Consider the following 24,698-nt stretch of genomic DNA (forward strand, 5'->3'; position numbering starts at 1 on the left):
GCAGTTTTTAACCTGCAACCTTTTTTCATACATAAAAATTAACATTTGCTGACTAAACGAGTTAAATCTGAAGGTAATGGAGCCTGAATAACAAGCTGTTTTTGCCCAATTGCATCAAAGAAACTTAACTTTGAGCAATGTAGTGCCTGTCTTTTAATTAAAGGACTAGCACCCCCGTAAGCTTGATCACCTAGTAGCGGATGCCCAATTGCCGCAAAATGAATGCGGATTTGATGTGTTCGCCCCGTAATCAGTTGCACTTTAACCTCCGTGAAATCCGACATACGGTGCAATACTTGATATTTGGTTAAAGCCCATTTTCCCTGTTGGTCGACACAACGTAAATTATGATTTTTAGGATCTACACCAATTGGTAGATCAATTTTGCCTTGATTAGCAGATAAGTGTCCTTTTATTAGGGCTATATACTCTTTGGTAATACTTTGTGTGCGAAATTGTTGATCAATTAAGTGATGTGCATAAGCATTCTTAGCAAATGTCAAAACGCCTGAAGTATCACGATCTAATCGGGATACCAAGTGAATCACATCATTGACTTGGTGCGTTCTTTGTAAATAAGCCTTCACCAAATTAGCCATTGTTACAGTCGTTAACCCTTTTGCAGGTAACGAAGCAATCCCGGCTGGTTTATTAACTAATAAATAGTTATCATCTTCATATAAAACTGCCAGTGCCCCTGAAATGGGTTGAATTTGCTCGGAGCCTTGTTCAGTTGGTAAAGTGACAATAATTTCATCACCCACTTTGACTTTAAAGCTCCAATAACGTCGTTTGTGGTTAACGTAAACATGTCCTTGATGATATTGAATTTGTTTGAGTTGCGTTTTAGAAAAGCCTTGTTGCTGTAAAAATTGTCGTAAATTTTGTTCATTAGAACTGGTCTTGAGCCACCGATAATTCATTAACTACCATCCGTTAAAAATGCATTCCGTACTCGTTGCCAAAAATTCTTGGTACGATAAGATGCAATTTGAATTTTTTCATCTGCAATTTGGTATTGAGTTTTTTCAACTAAATTTTTATCATAAGCCAAATTATCTACGGTCAAAACATAATCAGTTGCCATCTGCGGTACCACGGTAATCACTTGACCTTTAGGCAAAATTAAGGGTGAATTAACGGTACGATAAACACGATTATTAATCGGTGCTACTTCATTAAACTGCATCACTTCTAAATTAGGATTAATAATGGCGCCACCAATAGACTTTGCATAAGCTGTCGAGCCTGTAGGAGTAGAGACCGTGATGCCATCTCCGCGAAAACGTTCAAATAATTGACCGTCAATTAAAATGTCAGCGCGCATTGTTTGGGAAACCCGTTTCAACTGCGATTCATTTAACGCCAAAAATTGTCGACGGCAACCATTCGTATACTGTATCTTAACTTTTAGCAATGGATAAGTAACCACTTGTTGGGGCCCTTGTAAAATTTGTTCCACTAGTTCATCTACTTCAGAATCTTTCCAATCAGTATAAAAACCTAAGTGTCCCGTATGAATGCCAACAAATTGCACTTGATCTAATTGCTGGGCGAATTTATGAAAAGTACTCAAAAAAGTACCATCGCCACCAATTGTAATGACTAGGTTTGGGTCTTTTTGAGTAATTACTACTCCAGCTGCTAATAACTTAGCATTTAATTGCTGGGCCAATTTTCGCGATAAATCTTTAAAATTATTTTGAATCCACACCTTCATGTGGTTGTTTCTCCTTTGATTGCTTCGAATTATTAAACTTTTGATTAGCAAAATATTTAGGGGCATCCTGAATTTCTTCACGGATTTTAGACATTTCCTCATCCAACATGAAAGATGCTTCCGCAGCCCTTTTTAAACGCGAATTAATATCTTCTGGAAAATCTCCTTGATATTTGTAATTTAAGGAATGTTCAATCGTTGACCAAAAGTTCATAGCCAACGTGCGAATTTGAATTTCTGCTAAAATTTCCTTCACACCGGTGGCTAATTGGACTGGATACCGTAAAACCACGTGATAAGAACGATAACCACTAGGCTTACTGTTAGTTACATAATCACGTTCCTCAACCACCGACAAATCCGTACGATTATGCAAAATATCAACTACTTGATAAATATCTTCCACAAATTGGCATTGAATTCTTAAACCAGCAATGTCCTGCATATCCTGTTCCAATAATTCCGGTGTGATAAACCGCCGTTGCATTTTTTCTTTAATACTGGCTACAGTTTTTACCCGGCCCGTTACGTATTCAATTGGCGAATGTTCTCCTAAATTGATAAATTCTTTGCGCATACTACGTAATTTGATTTTTAATTCGTCAACTGCTTGTTCATATGGCAATAAAAAAGTATCCCAATTTTGATCATTCATTTTAATCACCTCGCCCGTTTAACTATAACATAATGCTTGTCATTTCTAGTTTAAATTTATTTTTTATTTGGAAAGACTGCAATCCGAACATTATTTTAATTCCTACTAAATAAGTCCCCTGGTTCTATCATCCTAAAACTCCAGCTTTTATGTTAAAGTTCGCTTTTTAAACATCCAAAGCTGTTCAAAATCGCGCTTCACTGAACTTTTGAAGGCTTATTATTTGAAAAATATTTCAGATCTGGTATCTTAACTTATATATGTTCTAATTATGGGGTTTTAGGAGGTATTAGCAATATGTGGGAAGTATTTGTTTTTGTTAATCCGATTGGTCAACGTTGTTTAAAAACGGAACAATTAATTATTGATTTTGCTAAAAAGCATCACATCAATGCACATTTTAAGTTTGTCGCTTTAAACAATTTTTTATCAATGGATCATTATTTAAAAAACAATAACTATAACTTACACGACATTAATCTGCGCAATAAGTTAACCGATGATGTTTATCAAGCAACACTTTATTATAAAGCAGCTACTTTTCAAGGCAACAAAAAAGGCCGCCAATTCTTAATTAATCTTCAACATGCCATCAACTTTCAATCGCAAAAGTTTACGATTCAGTTAATGCAAGAAATTGCTCAAAGCGTTAATTTAGATTGGCGTACGATGGTTAAAGATACTAAAAATGAATTAACCTTGAGCCAATGCATTGAAGATCAAAAAATTGCTTCTGAATTAGGAATCAATGAAACACCGACAACGGTAATTTATGATTATTCTCAAAATCAAGAAGCCCAAGCCTTTTGTTTGAAGAATTGTTCACCGATTGAATTGACGACAGTCTTAAAATCATTAATCTCTGATACTGAGCTTAATGATCAACAAATTGCTGCCAATCCTGTTTTGCATTTAGTAAAGTAATTTCTGAATTAATTAGGGGAAAATCAGAAAGAGCTTGAATGTTAAAATGATAAACTAATGGTAAATAACAACCTAAGTATTTATAAATGGGAAACACCGTCTGCGACGGTGTTTTTTTGATCCAATCAAGCAAGTTTTGCTGTTGTTGATAACACCAATTTTGAAATTGAATAAACTGCTGGTCAGGATAACGACAGTGTGTTAGATACCATTGTGACCAGTCAATCGTGGCAATTTGATAATGACTAGATGGCCTTTGAAATTGTAACAGTTGCGTCCAGGTATAAATCTTTTTCATTTGCCAAAATAATTGTCTGCTACTCGGATTCAAAGCAAAATGATAACACAACCGCAAAAAATCTTCTCGTGGTAATTTATATAAAATGTAATATCCCCACTGTTGATTAAAACTCAATAAACCTTGACTGTGTGTTAGTTGATTTTTCAACCGATAATGTTGCGGTCCAAAAATCCACAACGGATGTAAACCTTTTTGTAAATACTGCTGTTGGCGTGTTGCTAATTCTTGCGAACTAATGGGCGAACATTGATATTCCACTGCTAACCGAAATTGATGGTTATAAGCATAAACATCAATGCGCTGCTTGGGATCTATAACATATTCTAATTGAACGGTAAATTGTTCACGCAACCATTGCGCTAACCATTGTTTACCTTGCAGATGGATTGGCGTTTCATTATTTCCCGCATGTGAAACCACATGTCGAAAATAAGGTCGCTGCTGCTGGCGCACAACTAATTGTACTGGTTGATGACATTGCGGACAAAATACCGCTTGTGGTGCTTGATATTCGGACGCATATATTAATTCTCCGGATTGATTCTTTGCTACTAACATATAATTAACACCTTATTTTAATTACAAAAAAGATACTAGTTTTAATTTGAATTAATCAAATTAAAACTAGTATCTTTAAGAGAATTATTTATGCAAAATAATAACGTGTTAATTCCAATGCAGATTGTTCCATCACTAAATGACCATACTCTGACAACATTGGCTCAGACACATTAGCCAATTGACCATATTCTTTAGCCAAGGCAATAATATCAGCAACACTAACGCTACGTAATTGATCAGTATAGATAATTAATTCTAAATAATATTGACCTTGAAGTTGGTACAAGTTACTAACAACCGAATTAACTCGTAAAGCTTTACTTAATTCCACGAAATCTTCGAACTCAGAAAAACTAAAAATAATTGTTTTTATTGGGTCATCAAGATTAACTAAATCATCATTGGAAGAATCTGTTTCTGTGGGATTAGCCACAACGTCTAATGCTTGCAAAAGATCATGGTCTTCTTCAGTATCTTCTTGTTTTTGATCAGGAACTTTAGTTATTAATAACTCTAAGCCCTTATGACTTGGAATAACCTGAAAGGTAACGGTCTGATCTTTAACAAATGTATGAGTTGTATCTACTTCTTCTAAAATATTATAAAAGAAACTCTCAATTTGCTTGCGATTACCTAATAAATCTAGAACCGTTACTCCACGTTCCTTTAAGTCATGACTTTCCAATGTTACTCGAATCATGTTTTCATTAACGTGTTCCACTTCCATGGCTGACCCACCTCACTTATTAATTTATTCTAACAGGCATCACCAGAAAGTAAAAGGTTAATCTGAAAAATTTACTAATTAAATGCTTGCGCACGTTGTAGTTCTCGTAATTCCATTACCCGAATTGCTCTTGGCAAAAAGCGGCGAATTTCGTCTTCATTGTAGCCCACTTGCAAACTTTTCTCATCCATCATAATTGGACGTCTTAATAAGCCTGGATTTTTTTCAATTAAACTGATTAATTGATCAACCGTTAAATCATTTAAGTTAACATTTAAAGCCTGATAAGCTTTAGAACGCTTGGAGATGATTTCTTCGGTACCATCTTCAGTTAATTGAAGAATTTTTTTAATTTCATCTTTTGAAAGTGGTTGTGCAAAAATATTTCGCTCTTTATAAGGAATATTATTGTCCTCAAACCATTTTTTGGCTTTCCGACAAGAAGTGCAACTTGGAGATGTGTATAAGGTTACCATATAGAATTTCTCCTTTTTTAAATAATTTAGCGATTATTTTTAATCACAATTCAATTATAGGTAAGTCAAAATTTAATGTCTAGCTTTCTGCTTAGCTGAGGGCTTAACTACAACGAATCAGCAATCTTTGTCGGAATAGCCCTAATCAATTACCTTGCGCCAGCCAGTATTGGCCCGAGCAACCGGAATCTCACCAGCGGCTTGTTGCGTCTCAGCAACTAATTTATCTAACGGATAATTTTGTGGTAAATGAGAAATTAATAAGGCATCTACTTGAGCATCATGGGCCAGCTGTCCTGATTGAGTAGAAGTCATGTGCCACAATTGTCCTGTCTTAGCTGTTCCAAAATTAGTATCGGTAATCAACAAATTAGATTTTTGAGCAAAAGTAGCTAGATCAGCAAAATAGGCCGTATCAGCAGTAAAAGTCAGCACTTTATTTTGCGAATCAGTAATACGAGTTGCAAAAGTTGGCACTGGATGAATAGTTTGTTTAAAATCAAGCGTAAAGGGACCCAAGTTTAACGATTGTAACGGTGAATAAGCCTTCGCTTGTGTAAAATTACCAAACGTTAAACTAGCAAAATTCAATGGGTCTTGAGTATGACCATAGATGGGCAAAACAGCTTGTTTTTTGGTTCCTTCATGTAATTGCCAATAATATTGTAAAACACCAATATCAGCAATATGATCATGATGATAATGAGTCAAAACTACCGCATCTAACTGCAACGGATCCAAAATATTTTGTAATGAATTTAAAACACCACTACCGCAATCCAACAGCAAGTTATAGCCCTGGTCTTGTAATAAGTAACCAGTCGTTGCTTGTTGACGGTATGGATAACCGCCATAATACCCTAAAACTGTGATCTTCATTATTTACACCTCATAAGGAGAATTAATATGTCCAACATTAAATTAATTTTTGGTACGCAATCCTTTTTAACCACATATTTGAATCAGAATAGTCTATTTGCACATAATGTGCAACACCCACATGATTATTTATTAATTCAAAAAAATGTCGCGCCGACACAAAAAAATGTCTGGCAAACCGTATTTCCACAAGCTAAGCTCACCATTGCAACACACTTTTACTTGGCTTTTATGCAGTTAAATACAGACAATCGGGCACTTTTAATTAATCAAGCGGTCAAATTACCTAGTCATAGTATCTTGTACCAACAACTTGAACAACCAGAACTGTTAATTATTACCTCACATCCTCAAATTTTACAAACGGTCAGTCAATTACTAAACATTTCCGTCAAGCAACTCAATGCTTCTTTAACCGGCTATCTCCAAGTTGGGCAATGACATCAACGTAAAAACAATTAATTGTCAAATATACCAGCCGTTCTGCTAATTAAATTCTGTGTTAATTACTATTTACAATGTGCAGCCTTTAAACAATTACAAGCAATTGTCTGTGGCGCGGTCTTTTCTTTTTGTGACAATAATTGTTTTAGTGTTTGAAGATCTGCTTGGTTCAAATTAATTTGCTTCACCAAATTAATTAATGCCGCTCCCTGCTTCATTGCGCAAAGATGCTGAAACAAATCAACAACTGCTTGATTCATCATTTGTTCTTCTTGAACTAACGGATAATAAATTTGCGGACGATGCGACTTATCAACCCCCACTACCTGCTTTTTAGTTAAGCGCGTAATCAAGGTTTTAATGGTATTAGGTTGCCACTTAGTTTGCTCCAAGTTAAGTACGATTTCATTAGCTGATGCCGATTTTAAAGTCCATAACACTCGCATGACTTCCCATTCTGAATTGGAAATACTCTCCATTAACTTTTCTCCTTCAAATTATCATTGTCAATTAACAAGCTGGCGCTCTCGTAGTCTCATAATTAACTTGCAATAGTTCCTTAAACAATTATAATAGCCTGTAAAAAAGGATATTGCGATGTCACTATTAGATTTTACCACTCCTGAATATCAAGCAACTTACCGGCCTGCAATTGACCGTAACATGCAACTAGTACAAGAATTAAATACCGGTTCAAGATCTCAACAAGAGATTCATAAATATTTATGTAAAATTACCGGCCACACAGTTGATCACAGTGTCTCCTTGAAATTGCCCTTTTATACGGACTTTGGAGGCAATATCCATTTTGGTAAAAATATTATTATTAATACCGGCGTAATGTTTACTGATTTGGGTGGTATTTTTTTAGAAGATCATGTCATGATTGGCCCCCGAGCATCATTAATTACTGTAAACCATTTAACCGATCCTAGTCAAAGAAATATTTTAGATTTAAAACCTATTCATCTACAAAAAAACGTTTGGATTGGTGCCAATGCTACCATTTTACCGGGTGTGACCATTGGCGAAAATTCTATTGTTGCTGCTGGTGCAGTAGTTAATCATGATGTACCTGCCAATCAAATGGTTGCTGGCGTTCCGGCTAAAATCATCAAAACATTGTAAGGTTTCACGTCTAATTGTTTCCCACTTGCTAATTCGATCAAATAAAAAAACTAGGCCAAAAGTTGTTCTCTACAATTACGTAGTCTCAACTTGATCCTAGTTTTTTATTTGCTATTAATTAAATAATTACTTACGATGTGTCGCAACAAAATCGTTAACTAACTTTTCATTATCCGCATTACTTAAGGAAACATTCAAAGCTTGATCAACTAAGTCTGATAACTCTGTCGTATCCAGATGCTTCATCAATGAACGTACTCGTAAAATGGAAGTAGCACTCATTGAATATTCATCTAAGCCCATACCTAACAATAATGGTACCATGACAGAATCGCCAGCTGCTTCACCACACATACCAACCCATTTGCCTTCTTGATGAGCCGCTTTAATCACATGATTAATTAAGCGTAAAATAGACGGGTTGTATGGTTGATAAAGATAAGAAACATGTTCATTACCACGGTCAGCAGCCATAGTATATTGAATCAAATCATTCGTTCCAATACTAAAGAAATCAACTTCTTTAGCAAATTGATCTGCTAAAACGGCCGCTGCTGGAATTTCAATCATGATTCCAACTTCTAAATTGGCATCAAATGGAATCTGCTCAGCAGTTAATTTATCCATTTCTTCTTGTAAAATACCTTTAGCTTGACGGAACTCTTGAAGAGTAGCAATCATTGGGAACATAATCCGCAACTTGCCATAAGACGAAGCGCGTAGCAAAGCCCGTAATTGTGTCCGGAAAATATCTTGACGATCCAAACTAATTCGAATAGCCCGATAACCCAAGAACGGATTCATTTCTTCAGGCAATGGTAGATATGGTAAATGTTTATCACCACCAATATCCATTGTCCGTACAACAACTGGTTTACCATCCATACCTTCTAAAACTTCTTTATAAGCTTCAAACTGATCGTCTTCAGATGGTAATTCGGCAGAATCCATATACAAGAATTCAGTCCGATACAAGCCAATTGCTTCCGCACCATTGGCCTTGACACCAGCTAAATCTTTTGGTGTTCCAATATTAGCTGCAATTTCAAAATGCTTCCCATCAGCAGTCACGGTCTGAGCACTCTTGAGCTTAGCCCATTCTGCTTTTTCTTCAGCATACTGATCAGCTAAATCTTGGTAGTGTTTAACGTCGTCAGCGCTAGGGTTGATGACAGCATCACCGTGAACACCATCAACAATTAATTCATCGCCTAACTTAACATCCGCAGTAATCGTATCTGTACCCACAATGGCCGGAATTTCCAACGAACGTGCCATAATAGCTGAGTGCGCAGTCCGTCCGCCGATATCAGTAATAAAAGCTTTAACATACTTTTTATTTAACTGTGCTGTATCACTTGGCGTTAAATCGTGTGCAACGATAATAACTTCGTGATCAATCAAGGCCGGATTAGGTAATTCAACCCCTAATAAATGACTCATAACGCGCTTCGAAACATCGCGTACATCAGCCGCCCGTTCTTGCATGTACTTATTATCAGTCATCGCTTCAAACATGGCGATAAATTTGTTAGAAACATCACTCAAAGCTTGTTCAGCATTAACTTTATCGTCTTTAATTTGTTGAGCAACTGCACCCGTAAATTCGGGATCAGCTAAAATCATTTTGTGAGCATCAAAAACTTGAGCTTCTTCTTCACCCAAAGCCTCTTTAGCAGCATCTCTAATTGTTGTCAATTCAGCATCAGATTGCTTGATCGCAGCTTGCAAGCGTTCTGCTTCAGCTGTTGTATCAGTCACTGTCTGCTTTTTAAAGGATAAATCAGGTTGCACCAATAAATAAGCCGGTGCATTCGCAAAACCATCACTGGCAGCAATTCCCTTTAAAGTCTTCGTCATTAGTCTGAAAGTCCTTCTTTAGTCATGGTTTCGGAAATAGCAGTGATTGCTTCAGCAGCATCATCACCATCAGCGGTAATCGTTACATCAGCGCCTTGACCAACACCAAGAGACATCACACCCATAATAGATTTCAAATTAACTGTCTTACCATCATATTCTAAGTTAATGTCAGAGCTAAACTTGCTAGCTGCTTGTACTAACATTGTTGCAGGACGTGCATGAATTCCGGTTTCTGCAATTACGTGAAAATCTTTCTTTTCCATATTTAATAACCTCTCTTTAAGCCTAATTTTCATTTTGAGTGAAAAGGGTTAACTTAACATCAAAACTACATTACCATTATTCAAAATACAAGGCAAGTTTTTTCCAATAAAATTCCGAAGCCATCAGCCTTAATAACTAATTGCTTCCGTTTTCAGAAAATTTATATGTGACACGCCCATTTCGATGTGCAGAACCAATAATTTGTTTATGCTGAGGACAATTTAGCCACGCTTGATTAAATTCAAAAAAATGTTCACTATCAACTTCTATTTGATCAATTTTGCCAGCAATTAAATCTAAAATTTCTTGTTCGTAATCCATTTTCTACCTCACAATGCAAAATACTTTAATAACTAAATCATTCCTTATATACTGTGTTCAACATGTAAAGTCAAGTATTTTTAAACAAAAAATTCATTTTTTTGTTTTTAGCACTTGCATGTTGAGAGTGCTAATTGTATAATTCACATTGTACTAATAATTAGTACTCAATCGTCAAACACTCCTGAAGTAAAACTCAATAAGTACGGTTGGGACAAAGTTATTCAGAAATTGAGTACCAACTGCATCCAACATGAAGTATGAACTTTTACTTGATTGTTCGATGTAGTTCAGCCCCAAATTCTGATTTTCAGAGCACCATAAAGAAAAAATATTTATATTAAATATGAATATTTTCTTTATGTCTCAACTTCACTTAACAAGTGTTTTCTTTTGAAGACAGTTGTGGTTTGAACTTCACGATTCAATTCAACGGTTTGAAAATTGATCTAAATTCTTCTTCAGAAAGGTGGAATGTAGTTAATGCTTTGCCAAAACTGTCATAAGAATGAAGCAACTATCCATCTCTACACTAGTGTTAATGGACAACGCGCAGAAGTAAATTTATGCCAAAGTTGTTATCAAAAGTTGCGTGAGCAACAAGCGATGGGAGGTAATTCAAATATGAATAACGATCCATTTGGCTTTGGAGATCTTAGTTCTCTATTTGGCGCCATAGATCCACAACAAGAAATGCGTCGTCAGCAACAAATGTCCGCACAAAGCCAACGTAGTGGCGGTAACAATAATAATGGAAATAGTATTTTAGCCCAATTTGGGGTCGATCTTACTGCTCAAGCGAAGGACGGGAAAATTGATCCGGTGATTGGTCGTGATAAAGAAATTGAACGTGTCATTGAAATTCTCAATCGGCGTACTAAAAATAATCCCGTTTTAATCGGTGAAGCTGGGGTTGGTAAAACCGCCGTTGTAGAAGGATTAGCCCAAAAAATTGTCGATGGCGAAGTTCCGGAAAAATTACAAGATAAACGTGTCATTCGCTTGGATGTCGTTTCTTTAGTTCAAGGAACTGGCGTGCGGGGGCAATTTGAACAACGCATGCAAGAATTGATTAAAGAATTGCAAAGTAACAAAAACATTATTCTCTTTATTGATGAAATTCACGAAATTGTCGGTGCTGGTAATGCTGAAGGTGGTATGGACGCTGGTAATGTCTTAAAGCCCGCCTTAGCACGTGGCGAATTGCAATTAGTTGGTGCGACAACTTTTAATGAATATCGGCAAATTGAAAAAGACTCTGCTTTAGCCAGACGTTTACAACCAGTCGAAGTCAATGAACCTAGTGTTGAACAGACTCTGAAAATTTTAAAAGGTATTGAACCAAAGTACGAAGCTTATCATCATGTCAAATATACCCCAGAAGCGATTAAAGCGGCAGCGGTGTTATCAGATCGTTATATTCAAGATCGTTTTCTACCTGATAAAGCTATCGATTTATTAGATGAATCTGGTTCACGAAAAAATCTTACTTTAAATCCTGTTGATCCTAAAGAAATTGAGAAAAAAATCAAAGCGGCGGAGGCTAATAAGCAAACAGCCTTAAAACAAGAAGATTATGAAAAAGCTGCTTTTTACCGCGATCAAACCAAAAAGCTCGAAAATGTTCGTGATAATAAAACCGATACTGAAAAAGAACCCAAGGTAACTGAAAAAGATATTGAAAGTATCGTGGAAGAAAAAACTAATATCCCCGTTGGTGAATTAAAGGCGCAAGAACAAGAACAATTGCGCAACTTAACACCTGAACTTGAAGCTCATGTCATTGGTCAGGATAAAGCCGTAGAACAAGTTAGTCGGGCAATTCGCCGTAATCGAGTTGGTTTTAACAAAACGGGACGGCCAATTGGATCCTTCCTCTTTGTAGGACCGACTGGCGTTGGTAAAACCGAATTGGCTAAACAATTAGCACGCCAACTCTTTGGTAGTGAAGATTCCATGATTCGCTTTGACATGTCGGAATACATGGAAAAGCACAGCGTTTCTAAATTAATTGGTTCCCCTCCAGGGTATGTCGGTTATGAAGAAGCGGGCCAATTAACTGAACAAGTCCGGCGGCATCCGTACAGTTTAATTTTATTAGATGAAATTGAAAAAGCTCATCCGGATGTTATGCATATGTTTTTACAGATCTTAGATGACGGCCGTTTGACCGATTCTCAAGGACGTACTGTCAGCTTCAAAGACACCATCATTATTATGACGTCGAATGCTGGGCAAGGTGAAAGTGAAGCCAGCGTTGGCTTTGGTGCTGAGGCCAATGGCACCACTAATTCCGTATTAGACAAATTAGGCAATTACTTTAAACCTGAATTTTTAAATCGGTTCGACGGCATTATTGAGTTTGATCCGTTATCTAAGGACAGCTTATTAAAGATTGTCAACTTAATGATTCAAGACACTAACAAAATGATTGCTGATCAAGGTTTAGATATTGAAGTTACCCAACCTGCCAAAGAAAAGATTGTGGATTTAGGTTACGATCCAGCCTTGGGTGCTCGTCCTTTACGGCGGGTCATTCAAGAACAAATTGAAGATCGTGTGGCCGACCATTATCTTGATCATCCTAAGGAAAAGCATCTTAAAGCAGTGTTAGACAATGATAACATTAAAATTGAAACTAATAACGGTGAAACTAAAAAAACTGCTGAAAATAAGACAAAGACTTCTTCCGATGATGACAATCAAGAGCAGTCGAAAAAATAAGCAGCTTTAATTATAGTTACTAAAAAAGCGAATCAGTTGAAAGATTGGTTCGCTTTTTTTACATATTTCTATATTTCAAACATTAAAGTTTTTAGAGACTGGTCAAAACTGGATGATTTAAATAATCATAAACTCGACGTACTTCACTAATTTGGTTTAAATCTAACATTTGTGGATGTTTCAAGTCCATATTGGTAACCTCTTTCATTTCTGAATCAGTTAATGTAAAGTCCCAAATATCTAAATTTTCTTGCATTCGTTTTTCATGAACCGACTTAGGAATAATAACTACGCCTCGTTGAATATTCCATCTCAAGATCACTTGCGCTGTTGACTTGTGATGCCGTGAAGCAATTGTTTGCAAACATTGCTCGTGAAAAATGTCTTGTCGACCTTCCGCAAAAGGTGCCCACGCTTCGGGTTGAATTCGTTGTTGCTTCATAAAATCAAGCTCTGCAGTTCTCTGAAATAGTGGATGCGTTTCAATCTGATTAATCATTGGTTGAATGTCAAAATTAAAACTTAAGTCCAATAAATTAGTTGTTGAAAAATTGCATACGCCAATTGCTCGGATACGGCCTTGTTGGTACAACTGCTCCATTGCTCGCCAAGAACCATAATAATCAGCTAGCGGCATATGAATTAAATATAAATCCAAATAATCTGTGCCTAATTTTTGACAAGACTTTTCAAATGCCGTTAGCGTGGCCTGATAACCCATCTCCGGAATATAGGCTTTAGTGGTCAAAAAGATCTCGTGGCGCGGAACGGAACTTTTTTGCAATGCTCGCCCCACTGCGATTTCATTTTGATAACTACTAGCGGTGTCTAATAACCGGTAACCGGTATTCAAAGCTTTTAAAACAACTTGCTCACAGTCCTTATTAGCAACTTGAAATACACCAAAACCTTCCTGCGGCATTTGCACACCATTAGCTAGCTCAACTGTTTTCATCTGATCACAGCTTTCTTATTTAGATGCAATTATTTCTTTTCATCTAATAACACAACGCCCTCAGGGGGATTTTGATCAATCGCGCCCACAATTGGGTGCGGAACATACGGTTCTTCTAAATATTGCACATCTTCTGGGGTCAATTGAACATCTAAAGCTTGGACTGCGCTATCAAAATGCCTTGCTTTGGTAGCTCCAATAATTGGTGCCGTCACACCTTTAGCCCATTGCCAAGCAATTGCAATTTGTGCCATAGTAACCTGATATTTATCAGCTAACTCATGCACCCGTTGCACGATTTTGACATCTTCGGCTTCCATCCGATCATACTTCCCCACTGCTACCCGGTCTGTCTTGGCTCGTAAAGTATCACCTTGCCATGTGGAACGTGCCAAATGGCCGGCGGCCAAAGGACTATATGGCATTAAGGATACATCATATTGTTGACAAATTGGAATCAATTCGTGTTCGTCTTCACGATATAACAGATTATAGTGGTTTTCCATAGCTTGAAATTGTGCCCAACCATGTTGTTGCGCCACTAACTGCATATTATGAAATTGATAACCATACATGGCAGAAGCACCAATTGCTCGAACCTTACCCGCAGTCACTAACTCATTTAAAGCTTCCATAGTTTCTTCAATCGGAGTCTGATAATCAAACCGGTGTACCAAATATAAATCGACATAATCTGTGCCTAGACGTTTTAACGTCCCATCAATTTCATGTTGAATGGCTGTTTTGGATAACCGCCCGGGATTAAAATAAACCTTCGAGGCAATAACAACTTGATCCCGCGCAACATTCTTTTTGAGTGCTTGACCTAAATACTCCTCACTAGTTCCTTTTGAGTAGCCATTGGCTGTGTCAAAAAAATTGACTCCTAAATCTAAAGCATGTTTAACCACTTGTTCCGTCGCCGCAGCATCCAATGTCCAATCATGCATGGTTCCTGCTTTGCCAAAACTCATGGCTCCTACACACAAGGGTGAAACTTGAATATCGGTCTTTCCAATTGTTTGATATTGCATTATAATTAATCTCCTATTCTTATTTAACCAAAAGTGGCCAGTGGCGCTAACCGTTTGGTATGCAGATACTGATTATATTTTTGTGCTTGCTGTTGTAACTGTGCATCGCTCAAACTAGAAGCTCCTAACGTCACAAATGGTTGCATGAATTGCATTTTGAACAAATGACAAGTTGCTTGAAACGGACGCAATAATTCATTAACGGTATATTGCACAAATTGCTCACGGCCATAATTATTAGCTCCCGGAGAAACCGCAATCACCAATTCTTTGCCAGCCAAAGCGGTGCCTTGACCACCAAAGTCACCTTGCAATACGTCACATTCCCATTGTTACAACAATGCAGGCGCACTATACCAATACATCGGAAATTGTAAAATAATACGCTGATTGGCGGTCAACAATTGTTGCTCAGTTTTAATATCAATGTGAAAATCAGGATATAATTGATACAGATCACGTACTACAATATCCGCAGTTAAAGCCTGACTTAATTGTCGGTTCACTCGTGAAGTTGTTAAATGCGGATGAAATAATAAAACTATTGTTTTCATGATTCCTCCTGACTAAAGATGGGATACTCTTTCACTTGTCCTGTTTCGTATAAATTAATTTTATGATCCAAACGTTGAATGGACTTGTGAAGACTGACTTGTTTTTGCTGCAGTATGGCACGCTGTTGTTCCAACAAAGTTTGACGTTGTTTTAAAGTCTTGGGTCCCTGTTGCATCAAACGAACATATTCAATTAATGGCTCTACCGCCACTCCTGAATTACGCAAGCAAATGATCATTTCAATTAAATCTTGAATTATTTCCGGATAATAGCGATTACCATTGGGCTTGCGAGGAATCGGCGGCAACAAACCAATTTGTTCATAATAACGCAACGTTGCCGGCGTAATATTGTACTTTTGACTAACCGCAGTTATCGACAAATCCTTCATACCATCACCTCTAAAACTAAAATTAACTTACTTAACAAAAAAGCTAGGATTATTTTTAATCCTAGCTTCATCATATTACTTAAAGTTAACTTTAAGTCAATATTAATTTAATGTTATGTGACTATCTTGTGCTTTTAAATTTAGTTGTTCTAAATTAACTGTACTATGGTGAACCCAGTCATTTTGGATTTGCCGACCAGCAATTTTTAAGACCGTGGCGTGTCCTTTGATGCGATAATTAATAGCTGGTTGGCGCAATTGAACATTTAGATGACTATCAGCCAACTGTAAGTGCGAACTATCCTGTAAAAGTAAATCCTGCATTTTAACTCGCGAGTCCTGTAATCGACCTTGTAAATTAGCTTGCACATGTTGGGCCTGCACGCTACTATTAGCTAGCTGGCAACGCCAACTTGGTAGTTCACAATTTTGGACTCGCAAATTGGAGTCCCACAATTTTGTTTGTGCTTCTTGCTGAGCTTGAACGTTTTTTAGTGTTAAGTGACTATCATGTTGCTTCACTAATAACTGTTGCAGTTTTAACTGCTGCACTTGAACGTTGGAATCGGTTGTTTGCAAGCGCAACTGCCGAAGATCATGTTTCTCGGGCACTGTCAGCACTAATTTTGGGGCCTTGGTTCCGGCTATATTAACAAAGTTAAAGTTCGGTTGCTTCGTAATGACTTGCAGCTGTTGACCACTTTGTTTGATTTTAACGGGCTGTTTATAAGCACCAATTAACTGCAATTGGTAAGCTTTACCTAATTTAATTTGTACATCAGTATCGGAACTATTGAGCGCAAGCTCTTGAAATGCTGGTAATTTTCGCTTAATTTGCACTTTCTTGTTATTACTAAGAACTGTTACTTTCGCAGTTAGTGAGTGGCTAATTAAGGACTGAAAACCATTATTAGAGGCCCCAATAATTAACAAAACCAATCCTAATAAAAAGATTGCCAGACTAGTCTGATACCATTTTTTCATGATTGATCTCCTCGGTGTAATGATTTTTTTTGAAAATAATTAGTTTTCAAAAATTTTTGTCCCAAATGACGAATCAAAACTACGCCCCGATTAGTCAAATAACGCATCAACTTGATTAACAGCGGTCCTAAGCCAACTAAAATTGCTAACATCATCAACGCAATTCCGAGATAAAAGCACCCCACTGCCCAATGAGCGGTCATTAGAAGCGGTGTAATTTTGACCAGAAGGAAAACACTACTGAATAAACAAGCCAACATAACTGCAATAAAGATTACCACTAATGCAACGATTAACACTAATATCGCTAAAAAGGCGCCCACCACAAGTAAAATGGCAGGAATTCCAATGGGGGCAGCCAACATTCCTAAGACAATCCACCAAATCACATGCAAATTATGGCGCGAAGACTTTTTAGCTGCAATTGGCGCCGCTGGCTCAGTAACTGTTGGCAACAAAGGATCCGCTGCTAAGTAATAATCAGCTAAAATTTTATGGGCTAATTGTTTGGGCGTTCCCAATTCATCATCTAATTGCCAGCGTTCTTTAAAACCAGCATCTAAAATAAATTCTTGGTAAAACAAGATCACATCTTGAGCTTCATCAACTGGCAAAGCAGTTAAGTTGTTCTTCAGTTCCTCAAGATAACTTTTCACGATTGAATTCATGAGCTTCCCCCATCACCTGATTAATTTGTTGACTAAACTGTTGCCAATCAGCTTGAATCTGACCAAATAGCTCTTGCCCCGCCGCCGTTAAATGATAGTAGCGGCGGTTACGTCCCTGATAGGGCTGATCATATGTTTCCAAATAACCATTCTTTTTTAAACGTCGTAAGACGGGATAAATCGTCGATTCAGAAATATCTAAAATACCCTGTACTTGTTGTGTCAAAGCGTAGCCATACAAATCTTGGGTACGCAAAAATGATAAAACCGTACCATCTAATAATCGCGTGGGAACTTGAATTGCCATCACGCTATCTCCTTTAATGTTATATTTCATATAGTATTATATGATAAAAAAGCATCATTGACAAATGTGCCAATGATGCTTTTACAAATTTCACCCGAAAATGACTCAATTAGAGTTTCGCAGTTAATTGCACATCTGGATACTTATTTTCAAACCATTGTTCAGCAAAACGGTTTTCAAATAAGAATAAAGGTTGATCATCTAAATCTTTGACTAAAATGTTTCGACTAGAAGACATAGCCGGATCAAGTTGGTCGGGATTAATCCAGCGGGCAATCCGGGAACCAATCGGTTTCATAATCACTTCTGTGTTATATTCATTTTGCATTCGAAATTTAAAGACTTCGAATTGTAATTGCCCGACGGCACCTAAAATATAATCGCCCGTTTGGTAATTGCGATAAAGTTGCACCGCCCCTTCTTGTACCAACTGTTGCATTCCTTTATGAAAGGACTTTTGTTTCATCACATTTTTGGGAATGACGTCCATAAATAACTCTGGCGTAAATTGTGGTAAGTCTGGGTATTGCACTGCTCGTTTACCAGCATAAATGGTATCGCCAATTTGAAAATTGCCCGTATCATATAAACCAACAATGTCACCCGCAACTGCATTCTTTACTTGTTCACGCTGATCTGACATAAATTCAGTCGCATTATTTAAACGGAGTTGTTTCTGGGTTCTATTTAAAGTGACATCCATTCCCTTTTCAAATTCTCCGGAACCAATCCGGACAAACGCAATTCGATCACGATGCTTAGGATTCATATTGGCTTGAATCTTAAAGACAAAACCGGAAAATTCCGGATCATCGGCGGCAATTGTCGAATCATCAATTAATTGATGTTCACTAGGAGCTGGTGCTAATTGTAAGAATTGATCTAAAAAGGTTTGTACCCCAAAGTTGGTCAAGGCAGAACCAAAGAAAACGGGGGTTTGTTGACCTTGAGCAATCTTGCCGGGGTCAAAAGCATTACCAGCTTCCTTAATCAGTCCAATTTCCTCTAAAGTCTGTTGATAAATACTATCCGTCGTCAGCGGCTGCTCTGGACTTAAATGTCCTTGATCATCTAACGGTAAAAAGCGCTCATCAGCGTTTTTGGGATGATACAATTCAATCCGATTATTACTCAAATCATATAATCCTTGTAAGGTTTTACCGCTACCCATCGGCCAATTCATCGCACAACCTTCAATATCTAAAAGGTCTTCCAATTCGCCAATTAAATCCAAGGGTTCACGACCATCCCGATCTAATTTATTCATAAAAGTAAAAATGGGAATTCCCCGTTGTTTAACCACTTTAAATAATTTCTTGGTCTGTGCTTCGATCCCCTTAGCCGAATCAATCACCATCACCGCAGCATCAACGGCCATCAAAGTCCGATAAGTATCTTCGGAAAAATCCTCATGACCAGGCGTGTCCAAAATGTTAACATGCTTGCCCTGATAATCAAATTCCATCACCGAACTAGTGACTGAAATGCCCCGCTTCTTTTCAATTTCCATCCAATCTGATGTTGCATAATTACCAGTTTTTTTACCCTTAACCGTGCCGGCAGACCGAATTACTCCACCAAATAATAACATTTGTTCCGTAATTGTGGTCTTACCAGCATCCGGATGCGAAATAATCGCAAACGTCCGTCTTTGGTTAACCGCCTGTTTTAAATCCGATTGCTTCATTTGATTACTCTCCATTAATTAATATTTATATTTCACAGCAAAGAAAAATATACTCATTAAAAGAAACTACTTTCAAAGATCAAGCGTCTCCTTATTGGATATTTAAATTGCACTTTCACACTATTATTAATGATTTTGACTACTAATTGCTGTAGTTTACATATCATGTTCTCCTTTAAAAATAAGTTCTGGCAAAAAATGCTGAACAGCTCAGTTACTAACGCCTAAAATTAGTTCTTAACTAAAAAATTTAGTCATTATTAAATCAAAGTGTCTACCTTCTAGCACGATATTCATCTAAATTTTAACCATCATTTTTTCTGCTCGCCAATTCTGACTTTGGAGTAGTTGACGTACCATTTTTTTACAACAAATGCTAAAATTAACTTTGAATCAAGAAATGAAAGGACCTCATTATGTCTAATAAAAAAGTTTTTGTAATTTACACTTTCTTATTCATTATACCTTATCTTTTATGTCTCGCTTTAATCGGCACTGGTTATGATGCACTTGTTAATCATTATAACAGTTGGTGGCGGTTAATTATATGTGCAATTATTGGTGCAATTTTAATGGTCGCGGTTAAATCAATTGCTCATCGGCCCATCAAAATTATTACCCATCAAACAACTAATCGTTCACTACGCACCATTATTAATTTTTTCAATATTGATTACAGTTTAACCAATTTTTATCTCAACTTTATTATTGATTTTATTTTAACCATTACCGCAGCTAAGTTAATCCATGTATTCTTTCAACCTTATCGCATTCAGGGTACTTTGATGGGATGGTTGATTGCCCTCTTAGTTCTCTCTTTAATTCTAGCTTCCAACCTAGAATACAGTACCTTAAGTATTGATTCTTCCCAAAAATAACGTATTAAAAAAGCAGGAAAACCTGCTTTTTTAATTTACATAGTCAATTCCTCAAGCACGATGCAATAATTCTTGATATCTTTGATACCATAAGGCAACATACCCGGGCGAAAATGGTCCTTTTTTAGTTTCAACCCAATCAATTAAAGTTTCCGTACTTTCCTTTAAGATCTGATCAATTTCTGAAGAATAACGCCACATTCGTTTATGAGCCGCATATTCATCCACATCCAATAGGCGTTTTTCACCATCCGGAAATACTTTAACATCTAAATCATAATCCACATACTTCAAAGCCTCACGGTCTAACACAAAAGGCGTTGCCAAATTACAATAGTAAGATGGACCATTTTCTCGTAACATTGTGACAATATTAAACCAATAATGTTTGTGAAAATAAACTAAAGCTGGCTCACGGGTAAACCACCGCCGATGGTCACTTTCAGTTACTAAAGTTCGGTCATTACAACCAATCAATTCATTTTCACTAGTTTTCAAAACCATTGTATCACGCCAAGTACGATGCAAATGACCATTATGCTTATAGCTCTGGATTGCTATGTAATCTCCTTCTCTTGGAACTTGCATAGTTGAACCAGCTTTCCACTTTCTCACGCAATTAAATTATATCAAACTAGGCCGTTTATGCCACAACTATTTTAAGTTTTCGAGTTGGGGACGAATTTGATCACTTGTAAAGCCCCGCCGTAATAAAGCTGCATATAGTTTATTGCGCCCTTGATCTTTTGCTTGATAACGAGGCCACAATTTTTGCAGCGTCTTTTGGAGTAATTCTTGTTCTTGATCTTCATCTTTTATTTGGGGTAAATCTTGCAGAACTAATTGATTAATCTCACTACTAAATCCGGCAGCCATTAAACGCTGTAAGACCTTTTGTAAGCGCCTTTTATGCGGATGTTGTTGATTTTGATGCCAACATTTTTGTGCTAATTTCGTAGCATTAATTACTTGTTGTTCAGTGGTATAAAGTTCTAACGCTTGCTGAATTAAAGTCGGATCAATGTGTTTTTGTTGCAATTTATGTTGTATTTTCTTTGGACCATCTAATGTTGTTTTAAATTCCGTTCGGACAAAACTTTCCGCATATTGTAAATCATCTAAGTATTGATTTTTTTCTAGTTTAGTAATAATCGCGGTAATCGTTGGAGTGTCAACATCTTGCCGTTTTAAGTAAGTTTTAACTTCGGCAGTACTGCGTAATTGATAACTTAAATAATTTAAAGCTTGATTATACGCATAATCTTTTTGTTCCGATTGTTGTATTTGCTCAACCTGTTCTGGTGTTAGCATTTGATCCTTGATTAAATGAAACTTAATCAAGACATTTTCACCTACAGCAAAGGCAAACTGATCATCTAAAAAAATATTATAGCGTCCCGGACGTTTTTGTGCGGTAATTTTGGTAATTTTCACGACTTATTATCTCCTCTGCACCTATGCTATACTAGCTTTAATAACTTCATCATGGTCACAATTTAATTTAAAGGAAACTAATTTTGAAAGATCAAAAAGCAACTGTTCAAATAGGACAAATCATTTCAATTATTATCAAAAAAATGGGCATTAACGGCGAAGGTATCGGCTATTACCAACAAAAGTTAGTTTTTGTACCTCAAGCTTTACCCAATGAACTAATCCAATGTGAAATTACCCAAATCCAGCCTCATTTTTTACGCGGTAAATTGCTATCTTATCAAAAGCCCAGCTCTTGGCGCAATTTACAGCCACCTGCTTTGTACAATCAGGTTGGCGGTTTAGAATTGGCCCACCTGAAATACTCAGCACAATTAAAATTCAAACGTTCCATCTTAAAGCAAGCCTTACAGCACTTCAAACCAGCCGGCTACCAACATTATTTCTTAGCGTCAACTATTGGCATGGCTAACCCGTGGCATTATCGTAACAAAGCCCAATTTCAATTACAAGTCCAGAACGGACACGTCACTTGTGGACTCTATCAAAACCACACACATCAAGTAGTTGATTCACTTCAAATGCCGACGCAAAGTAAATTAACACTCAGTGTGTTGCAACGCTTGGTTCCTATTATTGAACAATTGAACTTACCGATTTATGATGAACAAAAACAAGCTGGAATTTTTAAAACGGTGGTCGTGCGGCAATCACACGCTCAACAAGAAGTCCAATTAACTTTAATTACACACTCCCGTAAGTTTCCAAAATTAAAACAATTTTTACAATTAGTTCAGCAAGACATTCCCGAAGTCCAAGGAATTTTTCAAAATTATAATCCGAAAACTACGAGTGAAATTTGGGGTGAAGAAACCAAACTACTTTGGGGTCAAGAATATCTGCCTGAAGTGATTAATCAACAACAATTTTTGCTGTCTCCCCGTGCTTTTCTACAATTAAATTACGAACAAACACAAAAGTTGTACCAACTGGTTCTAAAAGCCCTTAACCCTCAAGCCCATGACATTATTGTCGACGCTTACGCCGGTGTTGGTACAATTGGCCTGAGCATCGCACCTTATGTTCAACAAGTTGTAGGTAGTGAAATAATCCCTGAAGCTGTCCACGACGCCAATTTAAATGCCCAAGTCAACCACTTAACCAATGCGCATTATCAATTAGGAACCACAGCAGAATTATACCCCCAATGGTTACAGCAAGGCATTCAGCCCACTGGACTGGTTGTTGATCCTCCCAGAACTGGTTTAGAACATAGTTTAGTACAATTGCTGGTGAAACAAGGACCTCAAAAACTGCTGTATGTTTCTTGTAATCCTTCTACCTTAGCGCGTGACTTACGTCTGTTAACTAAAAGTTACCATGTTAAAAAGATTCAACCTTTGGATATGTTTCCGCAAACCCCACATGTCGAAAGTTTAACCATTCTTCAACGCCATTAAGTTTTGTAGAAAGGACTGTTTCGATGCCACAAAATTCAGTAACTTCTCTTCAGATTACTTTTGATCGGCACGGCTGTAAACCATTCTTTAAAAAACATGCTGGTCAAAAACAAATCGTGTCACAAAAAATCGCCAACGTCCTGAGTCGCGAACTAAGTACAGGCATGACTAAGATTAAATTAGCTACAGAGCAAAAAATTGCTGGTCATCCTTGTTACGAATTGCGCCTCAATTTAGGAACCATTGGTTCAGCCCGCATCGCTTTTACAGTCTACGATAAACAAGTACAGGTGATTTTCATTACGAGCCAACTCCAAAAAGCCACCTTTACTCACGACTTGAAGCAAGTCTTAAAGGGAGTTAGTTTATGAAAAGTATTCCCATTAAACAAGCTGCAACCCTAATTAAAAAAATTACCAAAACTAAACAAGCGCAAAATTTAACACTTTTAACACGCAAAAAAGACCGCTTCTTAACTATCTTAATTGCTAATCAACAGCTTACCCTCACTGAGCACGGTTATCTCAACCAGACGGTGACTTATTCTTTAACGGACCGGCAATTAAAACACCAACTGCAAACGGCTTTTAAGCGCGAATTTCCGCGTAGCCATCAAATTTACATTTCTCAAAGTAGCAACTGAAGCTAAAGCTAATTCAGTAATTTGACAGAATAATTAGGACTGCCACTTAATAGCTTAGAAACTGGACAGCGTTTTTCGGCTTGGTCGACCATTGCTTGGGCATGAACTTGACTAACGCCCGGAATATTGACACGCGCTTGCACCAAAAATTCTAAGCCGGTATTTGCTTTAATCATTTTCACGTGCACATTCACACTGGCACGATGCTCTAATCCTTGTTCAGACTCAATAGCCTGTAAGGTTGCATTTAAACAAGTACTTAGTGCTAAGCCCAATAACTGTTCAGGATTAGTTCCCGGAACATCACCTTTTTGTGGATCACTAACCGCTACACTAATCTCATGCGGTACATAAGCATAGCCTTGAATTCCATCTTGATTATAAACATCTGTCTCGTATAATGTGTGTGCTTTGGCAATATCTGTCAACATTTTTACATCTTCTCTTTCTACTAAAAACTAGATAATTAAAAAGCCAAGGAAAGATTTCCCCGGCTTTTTTTAGATGAGACAAGCAACTGCTCCCAATCCATTTTGACACAAAAACTTTTAACTTGCCTATTAATTCATCCAAAAGACTACTTGTAATAAATAAGAAAGTTTGATGTCTGATAAACAGGAACATCCGCATTGACCAATTTTATCTTTAGAATGAATTTGTAAAGTTTTCGACTAATTGCCGAAACTCTTACCTGATCCATTTTAAAACTATCACC

General features: G+C 37.1%; 29 protein-coding genes and 1 pseudogene. 8 read left to right on the forward strand and 22 right to left on the reverse strand.

What is annotated here, in order from left to right; genetic code table 11:
* Nucleotides 1-38: 38 nt before the first annotated feature.
* Genes AC3B5B_RS01315 through yjbM form a run of 3 tightly spaced genes read right to left on the reverse strand, consistent with a single transcriptional unit; the run spans nucleotide 39 to nucleotide 2,375 of the window.
* The gene (locus AC3B5B_RS01315) at nucleotides 39-923 is read right to left on the reverse strand and encodes an RluA family pseudouridine synthase (protein ID WP_489769114.1); all 885 of its coding nucleotides are present in this window, start codon (nucleotides 921-923) and stop codon (nucleotides 39-41) included.
* A complete protein-coding gene (locus tag AC3B5B_RS01320; RefSeq protein WP_489769115.1) occupies nucleotides 923-1,720 on the reverse strand; it encodes an NAD kinase in 798 nt (265 codons plus the stop codon). The genes AC3B5B_RS01315 and AC3B5B_RS01320 overlap by 1 nt, the downstream gene beginning before the upstream one ends.
* Complete coding sequence (gene yjbM / locus AC3B5B_RS01325; RefSeq protein ID WP_489769116.1) at nucleotides 1,698-2,375, reverse strand: GTP diphosphokinase; 678 nt, start codon at nucleotides 2,373-2,375, stop codon at nucleotides 1,698-1,700. The genes AC3B5B_RS01320 and yjbM overlap by 23 nt, the downstream gene beginning before the upstream one ends.
* Before the next feature lie 297 nt (nucleotides 2,376-2,672).
* Between yjbM and AC3B5B_RS01330 the strand changes: the two genes are divergently transcribed.
* Entirely contained in the window at nucleotides 2,673-3,299 is a 627-nt protein-coding gene (locus tag AC3B5B_RS01330; RefSeq protein ID WP_489757328.1) for a DsbA family protein, read from the forward strand.
* On the opposite strand, the gene AC3B5B_RS01335 is transcribed toward AC3B5B_RS01330, so the two are convergent.
* From AC3B5B_RS01335 to AC3B5B_RS01350, 4 genes are all read right to left on the reverse strand, one after another.
* Nucleotides 3,250-4,158 carry a competence protein CoiA gene (locus tag AC3B5B_RS01335; RefSeq protein ID WP_489769117.1) on the reverse strand — a complete coding sequence of 303 codons (909 nt, stop codon included), beginning with the start codon at nucleotides 4,156-4,158 and terminating at the stop codon, nucleotides 3,250-3,252. The two genes, AC3B5B_RS01330 and AC3B5B_RS01335, sit on opposite strands and share 50 nt — an antisense overlap.
* An 88-nt stretch (nucleotides 4,159-4,246) precedes the next feature.
* Nucleotides 4,247-4,888 (reverse strand): adaptor protein MecA, encoded by a 642-nt coding sequence (locus AC3B5B_RS01340; RefSeq protein WP_489769118.1) that lies wholly within the window; start codon nucleotides 4,886-4,888, stop codon nucleotides 4,247-4,249.
* 74 nt (nucleotides 4,889-4,962) lie between these two features.
* A complete protein-coding gene (spxA, locus tag AC3B5B_RS01345; protein WP_489757325.1) occupies nucleotides 4,963-5,364 on the reverse strand; it encodes a transcriptional regulator SpxA in 402 nt (133 codons plus the stop codon).
* 141 nt (nucleotides 5,365-5,505) lie between these two features.
* On the reverse strand, nucleotides 5,506-6,243 hold the full coding sequence (locus AC3B5B_RS01350) for an MBL fold metallo-hydrolase (RefSeq protein ID WP_489757324.1): 738 nt from the start codon (nucleotides 6,241-6,243) through the stop codon (nucleotides 5,506-5,508).
* 27 nt (nucleotides 6,244-6,270) lie between these two features.
* Here AC3B5B_RS01350 and AC3B5B_RS01355 point away from each other — a divergent pair, with 27 nt between their 5' ends.
* Nucleotides 6,271-6,684, forward strand: coding sequence for a hypothetical protein (locus AC3B5B_RS01355; protein WP_489757323.1), 414 nt, complete (start codon nucleotides 6,271-6,273; stop codon nucleotides 6,682-6,684).
* A 68-nt stretch (nucleotides 6,685-6,752) separates the two neighbouring features.
* On the opposite strand, the gene AC3B5B_RS01360 is transcribed toward AC3B5B_RS01355, so the two are convergent.
* Nucleotides 6,753-7,166, reverse strand: coding sequence for a CopY/TcrY family copper transport repressor (locus tag AC3B5B_RS01360; protein WP_489769119.1), 414 nt, complete (start codon nucleotides 7,164-7,166; stop codon nucleotides 6,753-6,755).
* Nucleotides 7,167-7,284: 118 nt separating this feature from the next.
* Between AC3B5B_RS01360 and AC3B5B_RS01365 the strand changes: the two genes are divergently transcribed.
* Nucleotides 7,285-7,815 carry a DapH/DapD/GlmU-related protein gene (locus AC3B5B_RS01365; protein WP_489769120.1) on the forward strand — a complete coding sequence of 177 codons (531 nt, stop codon included), beginning with the start codon at nucleotides 7,285-7,287 and terminating at the stop codon, nucleotides 7,813-7,815.
* Nucleotides 7,816-7,941: 126 nt separating this feature from the next.
* On the opposite strand, the gene ptsP is transcribed toward AC3B5B_RS01365, so the two are convergent.
* From ptsP to AC3B5B_RS01380, 3 genes are all read right to left on the reverse strand, one after another.
* Nucleotides 7,942-9,675 carry a phosphoenolpyruvate--protein phosphotransferase gene (ptsP, locus tag AC3B5B_RS01370; protein ID WP_489757320.1) on the reverse strand — a complete coding sequence of 578 codons (1,734 nt, stop codon included), beginning with the start codon at nucleotides 9,673-9,675 and terminating at the stop codon, nucleotides 7,942-7,944.
* Nucleotides 9,675-9,941, reverse strand: coding sequence for a phosphocarrier protein HPr (locus tag AC3B5B_RS01375; protein WP_489757319.1), 267 nt, complete (start codon nucleotides 9,939-9,941; stop codon nucleotides 9,675-9,677). The genes ptsP and AC3B5B_RS01375 overlap by 1 nt, the downstream gene beginning before the upstream one ends.
* A 136-nt stretch (nucleotides 9,942-10,077) precedes the next feature.
* Nucleotides 10,078-10,263: a hypothetical protein gene (locus tag AC3B5B_RS01380; protein WP_489757318.1), complete on the reverse strand. Its 186-nt coding sequence runs from the start codon at nucleotides 10,261-10,263 to the stop codon at nucleotides 10,078-10,080.
* A gap of 483 nt (nucleotides 10,264-10,746) precedes the next feature.
* On the opposite strand from AC3B5B_RS01380, the gene AC3B5B_RS01385 reads away from it, so the two are divergent.
* Nucleotides 10,747-12,987 (forward strand): ATP-dependent Clp protease ATP-binding subunit, encoded by a 2,241-nt coding sequence (locus tag AC3B5B_RS01385; RefSeq protein WP_489769121.1) that lies wholly within the window; start codon nucleotides 10,747-10,749, stop codon nucleotides 12,985-12,987.
* Between the two features lie 91 nt (nucleotides 12,988-13,078).
* Here the strand turns inward: AC3B5B_RS01385 and AC3B5B_RS01390 are convergent, their stop codons facing one another.
* From AC3B5B_RS01390 to AC3B5B_RS01425, 8 genes and pseudogenes are all read right to left on the reverse strand, one after another.
* Nucleotides 13,079-13,942, reverse strand: a complete 864-nt coding sequence (locus AC3B5B_RS01390; RefSeq protein WP_489769122.1) for an aldo/keto reductase — start codon at nucleotides 13,940-13,942, stop codon at nucleotides 13,079-13,081.
* Nucleotides 13,943-13,971: 29 nt separating this feature from the next.
* Nucleotides 13,972-14,976: an aldo/keto reductase gene (locus tag AC3B5B_RS01395; RefSeq protein ID WP_489757315.1), complete on the reverse strand. Its 1,005-nt coding sequence runs from the start codon at nucleotides 14,974-14,976 to the stop codon at nucleotides 13,972-13,974.
* Nucleotides 14,977-14,999: 23 nt separating this feature from the next.
* A pseudogene (locus AC3B5B_RS01400) lies at nucleotides 15,000-15,530 on the reverse strand (NAD(P)H-dependent oxidoreductase).
* Nucleotides 15,527-15,922 carry a MerR family transcriptional regulator gene (locus tag AC3B5B_RS01405; protein WP_489757313.1) on the reverse strand — a complete coding sequence of 132 codons (396 nt, stop codon included), beginning with the start codon at nucleotides 15,920-15,922 and terminating at the stop codon, nucleotides 15,527-15,529. The pseudogene AC3B5B_RS01400 and the gene AC3B5B_RS01405 overlap by 4 nt, the downstream one beginning before the upstream one ends.
* Nucleotides 15,923-16,024: 102 nt before the next feature.
* Nucleotides 16,025-16,906, reverse strand: coding sequence for a DUF4097 family beta strand repeat-containing protein (locus tag AC3B5B_RS01410; protein ID WP_489769123.1), 882 nt, complete (start codon nucleotides 16,904-16,906; stop codon nucleotides 16,025-16,027).
* Nucleotides 16,903-17,574 (reverse strand): DUF1700 domain-containing protein, encoded by a 672-nt coding sequence (locus AC3B5B_RS01415; protein WP_489769124.1) that lies wholly within the window; start codon nucleotides 17,572-17,574, stop codon nucleotides 16,903-16,905. Before AC3B5B_RS01415 ends, AC3B5B_RS01410 begins: the two co-directional genes overlap by 4 nt.
* On the reverse strand, nucleotides 17,546-17,881 hold the full coding sequence (locus AC3B5B_RS01420) for a PadR family transcriptional regulator (protein WP_489769125.1): 336 nt from the start codon (nucleotides 17,879-17,881) through the stop codon (nucleotides 17,546-17,548). Before AC3B5B_RS01420 ends, AC3B5B_RS01415 begins: the two co-directional genes overlap by 29 nt.
* Before the next feature lie 109 nt (nucleotides 17,882-17,990).
* On the reverse strand, nucleotides 17,991-19,568 hold the full coding sequence (locus tag AC3B5B_RS01425) for a peptide chain release factor 3 (RefSeq protein ID WP_489757309.1): 1,578 nt from the start codon (nucleotides 19,566-19,568) through the stop codon (nucleotides 17,991-17,993).
* 416 nt (nucleotides 19,569-19,984) lie between these two features.
* Between AC3B5B_RS01425 and AC3B5B_RS01430 the strand changes: the two genes are divergently transcribed.
* Complete coding sequence (locus tag AC3B5B_RS01430) at nucleotides 19,985-20,446, forward strand: hypothetical protein (protein WP_489757308.1); 462 nt, start codon at nucleotides 19,985-19,987, stop codon at nucleotides 20,444-20,446.
* Nucleotides 20,447-20,497: 51 nt separating this feature from the next.
* Here the strand turns inward: AC3B5B_RS01430 and AC3B5B_RS01435 are convergent, their stop codons facing one another.
* Nucleotides 20,498-21,034 carry a DUF402 domain-containing protein gene (locus AC3B5B_RS01435; RefSeq protein ID WP_489757307.1) on the reverse strand — a complete coding sequence of 179 codons (537 nt, stop codon included), beginning with the start codon at nucleotides 21,032-21,034 and terminating at the stop codon, nucleotides 20,498-20,500.
* 66 nt (nucleotides 21,035-21,100) lie between these two features.
* A complete protein-coding gene (gene recX, locus AC3B5B_RS01440; protein WP_489769126.1) occupies nucleotides 21,101-21,880 on the reverse strand; it encodes a recombination regulator RecX in 780 nt (259 codons plus the stop codon).
* An 83-nt stretch (nucleotides 21,881-21,963) separates the two neighbouring features.
* On the opposite strand from recX, the gene rlmD reads away from it, so the two are divergent.
* The 3 genes from rlmD to AC3B5B_RS01455 are packed head-to-tail and all read left to right on the forward strand — an operon-like array spanning nucleotide 21,964 to nucleotide 23,983.
* Nucleotides 21,964-23,340: a 23S rRNA (uracil(1939)-C(5))-methyltransferase RlmD gene (gene rlmD / locus AC3B5B_RS01445; RefSeq protein WP_489769127.1), complete on the forward strand. Its 1,377-nt coding sequence runs from the start codon at nucleotides 21,964-21,966 to the stop codon at nucleotides 23,338-23,340.
* A 23-nt stretch (nucleotides 23,341-23,363) separates the two neighbouring features.
* Nucleotides 23,364-23,711, forward strand: a complete 348-nt coding sequence (locus AC3B5B_RS01450) for a hypothetical protein (RefSeq protein ID WP_489769128.1) — start codon at nucleotides 23,364-23,366, stop codon at nucleotides 23,709-23,711.
* Nucleotides 23,708-23,983, forward strand: a complete 276-nt coding sequence (locus AC3B5B_RS01455; protein ID WP_489769129.1) for a hypothetical protein — start codon at nucleotides 23,708-23,710, stop codon at nucleotides 23,981-23,983. Before AC3B5B_RS01450 ends, AC3B5B_RS01455 begins: the two co-directional genes overlap by 4 nt.
* Nucleotides 23,984-23,991: 8 nt before the next feature.
* Here AC3B5B_RS01455 and AC3B5B_RS01460 read toward each other — a convergent pair whose 3' ends face one another.
* A complete protein-coding gene (locus tag AC3B5B_RS01460) occupies nucleotides 23,992-24,414 on the reverse strand; it encodes an OsmC family protein (protein ID WP_489769130.1) in 423 nt (140 codons plus the stop codon).
* Between the last annotated feature and the right edge of the window lie 284 nt (nucleotides 24,415-24,698).

The organism is Bombilactobacillus sp. ESL1187 (assembly GCF_058107155.1).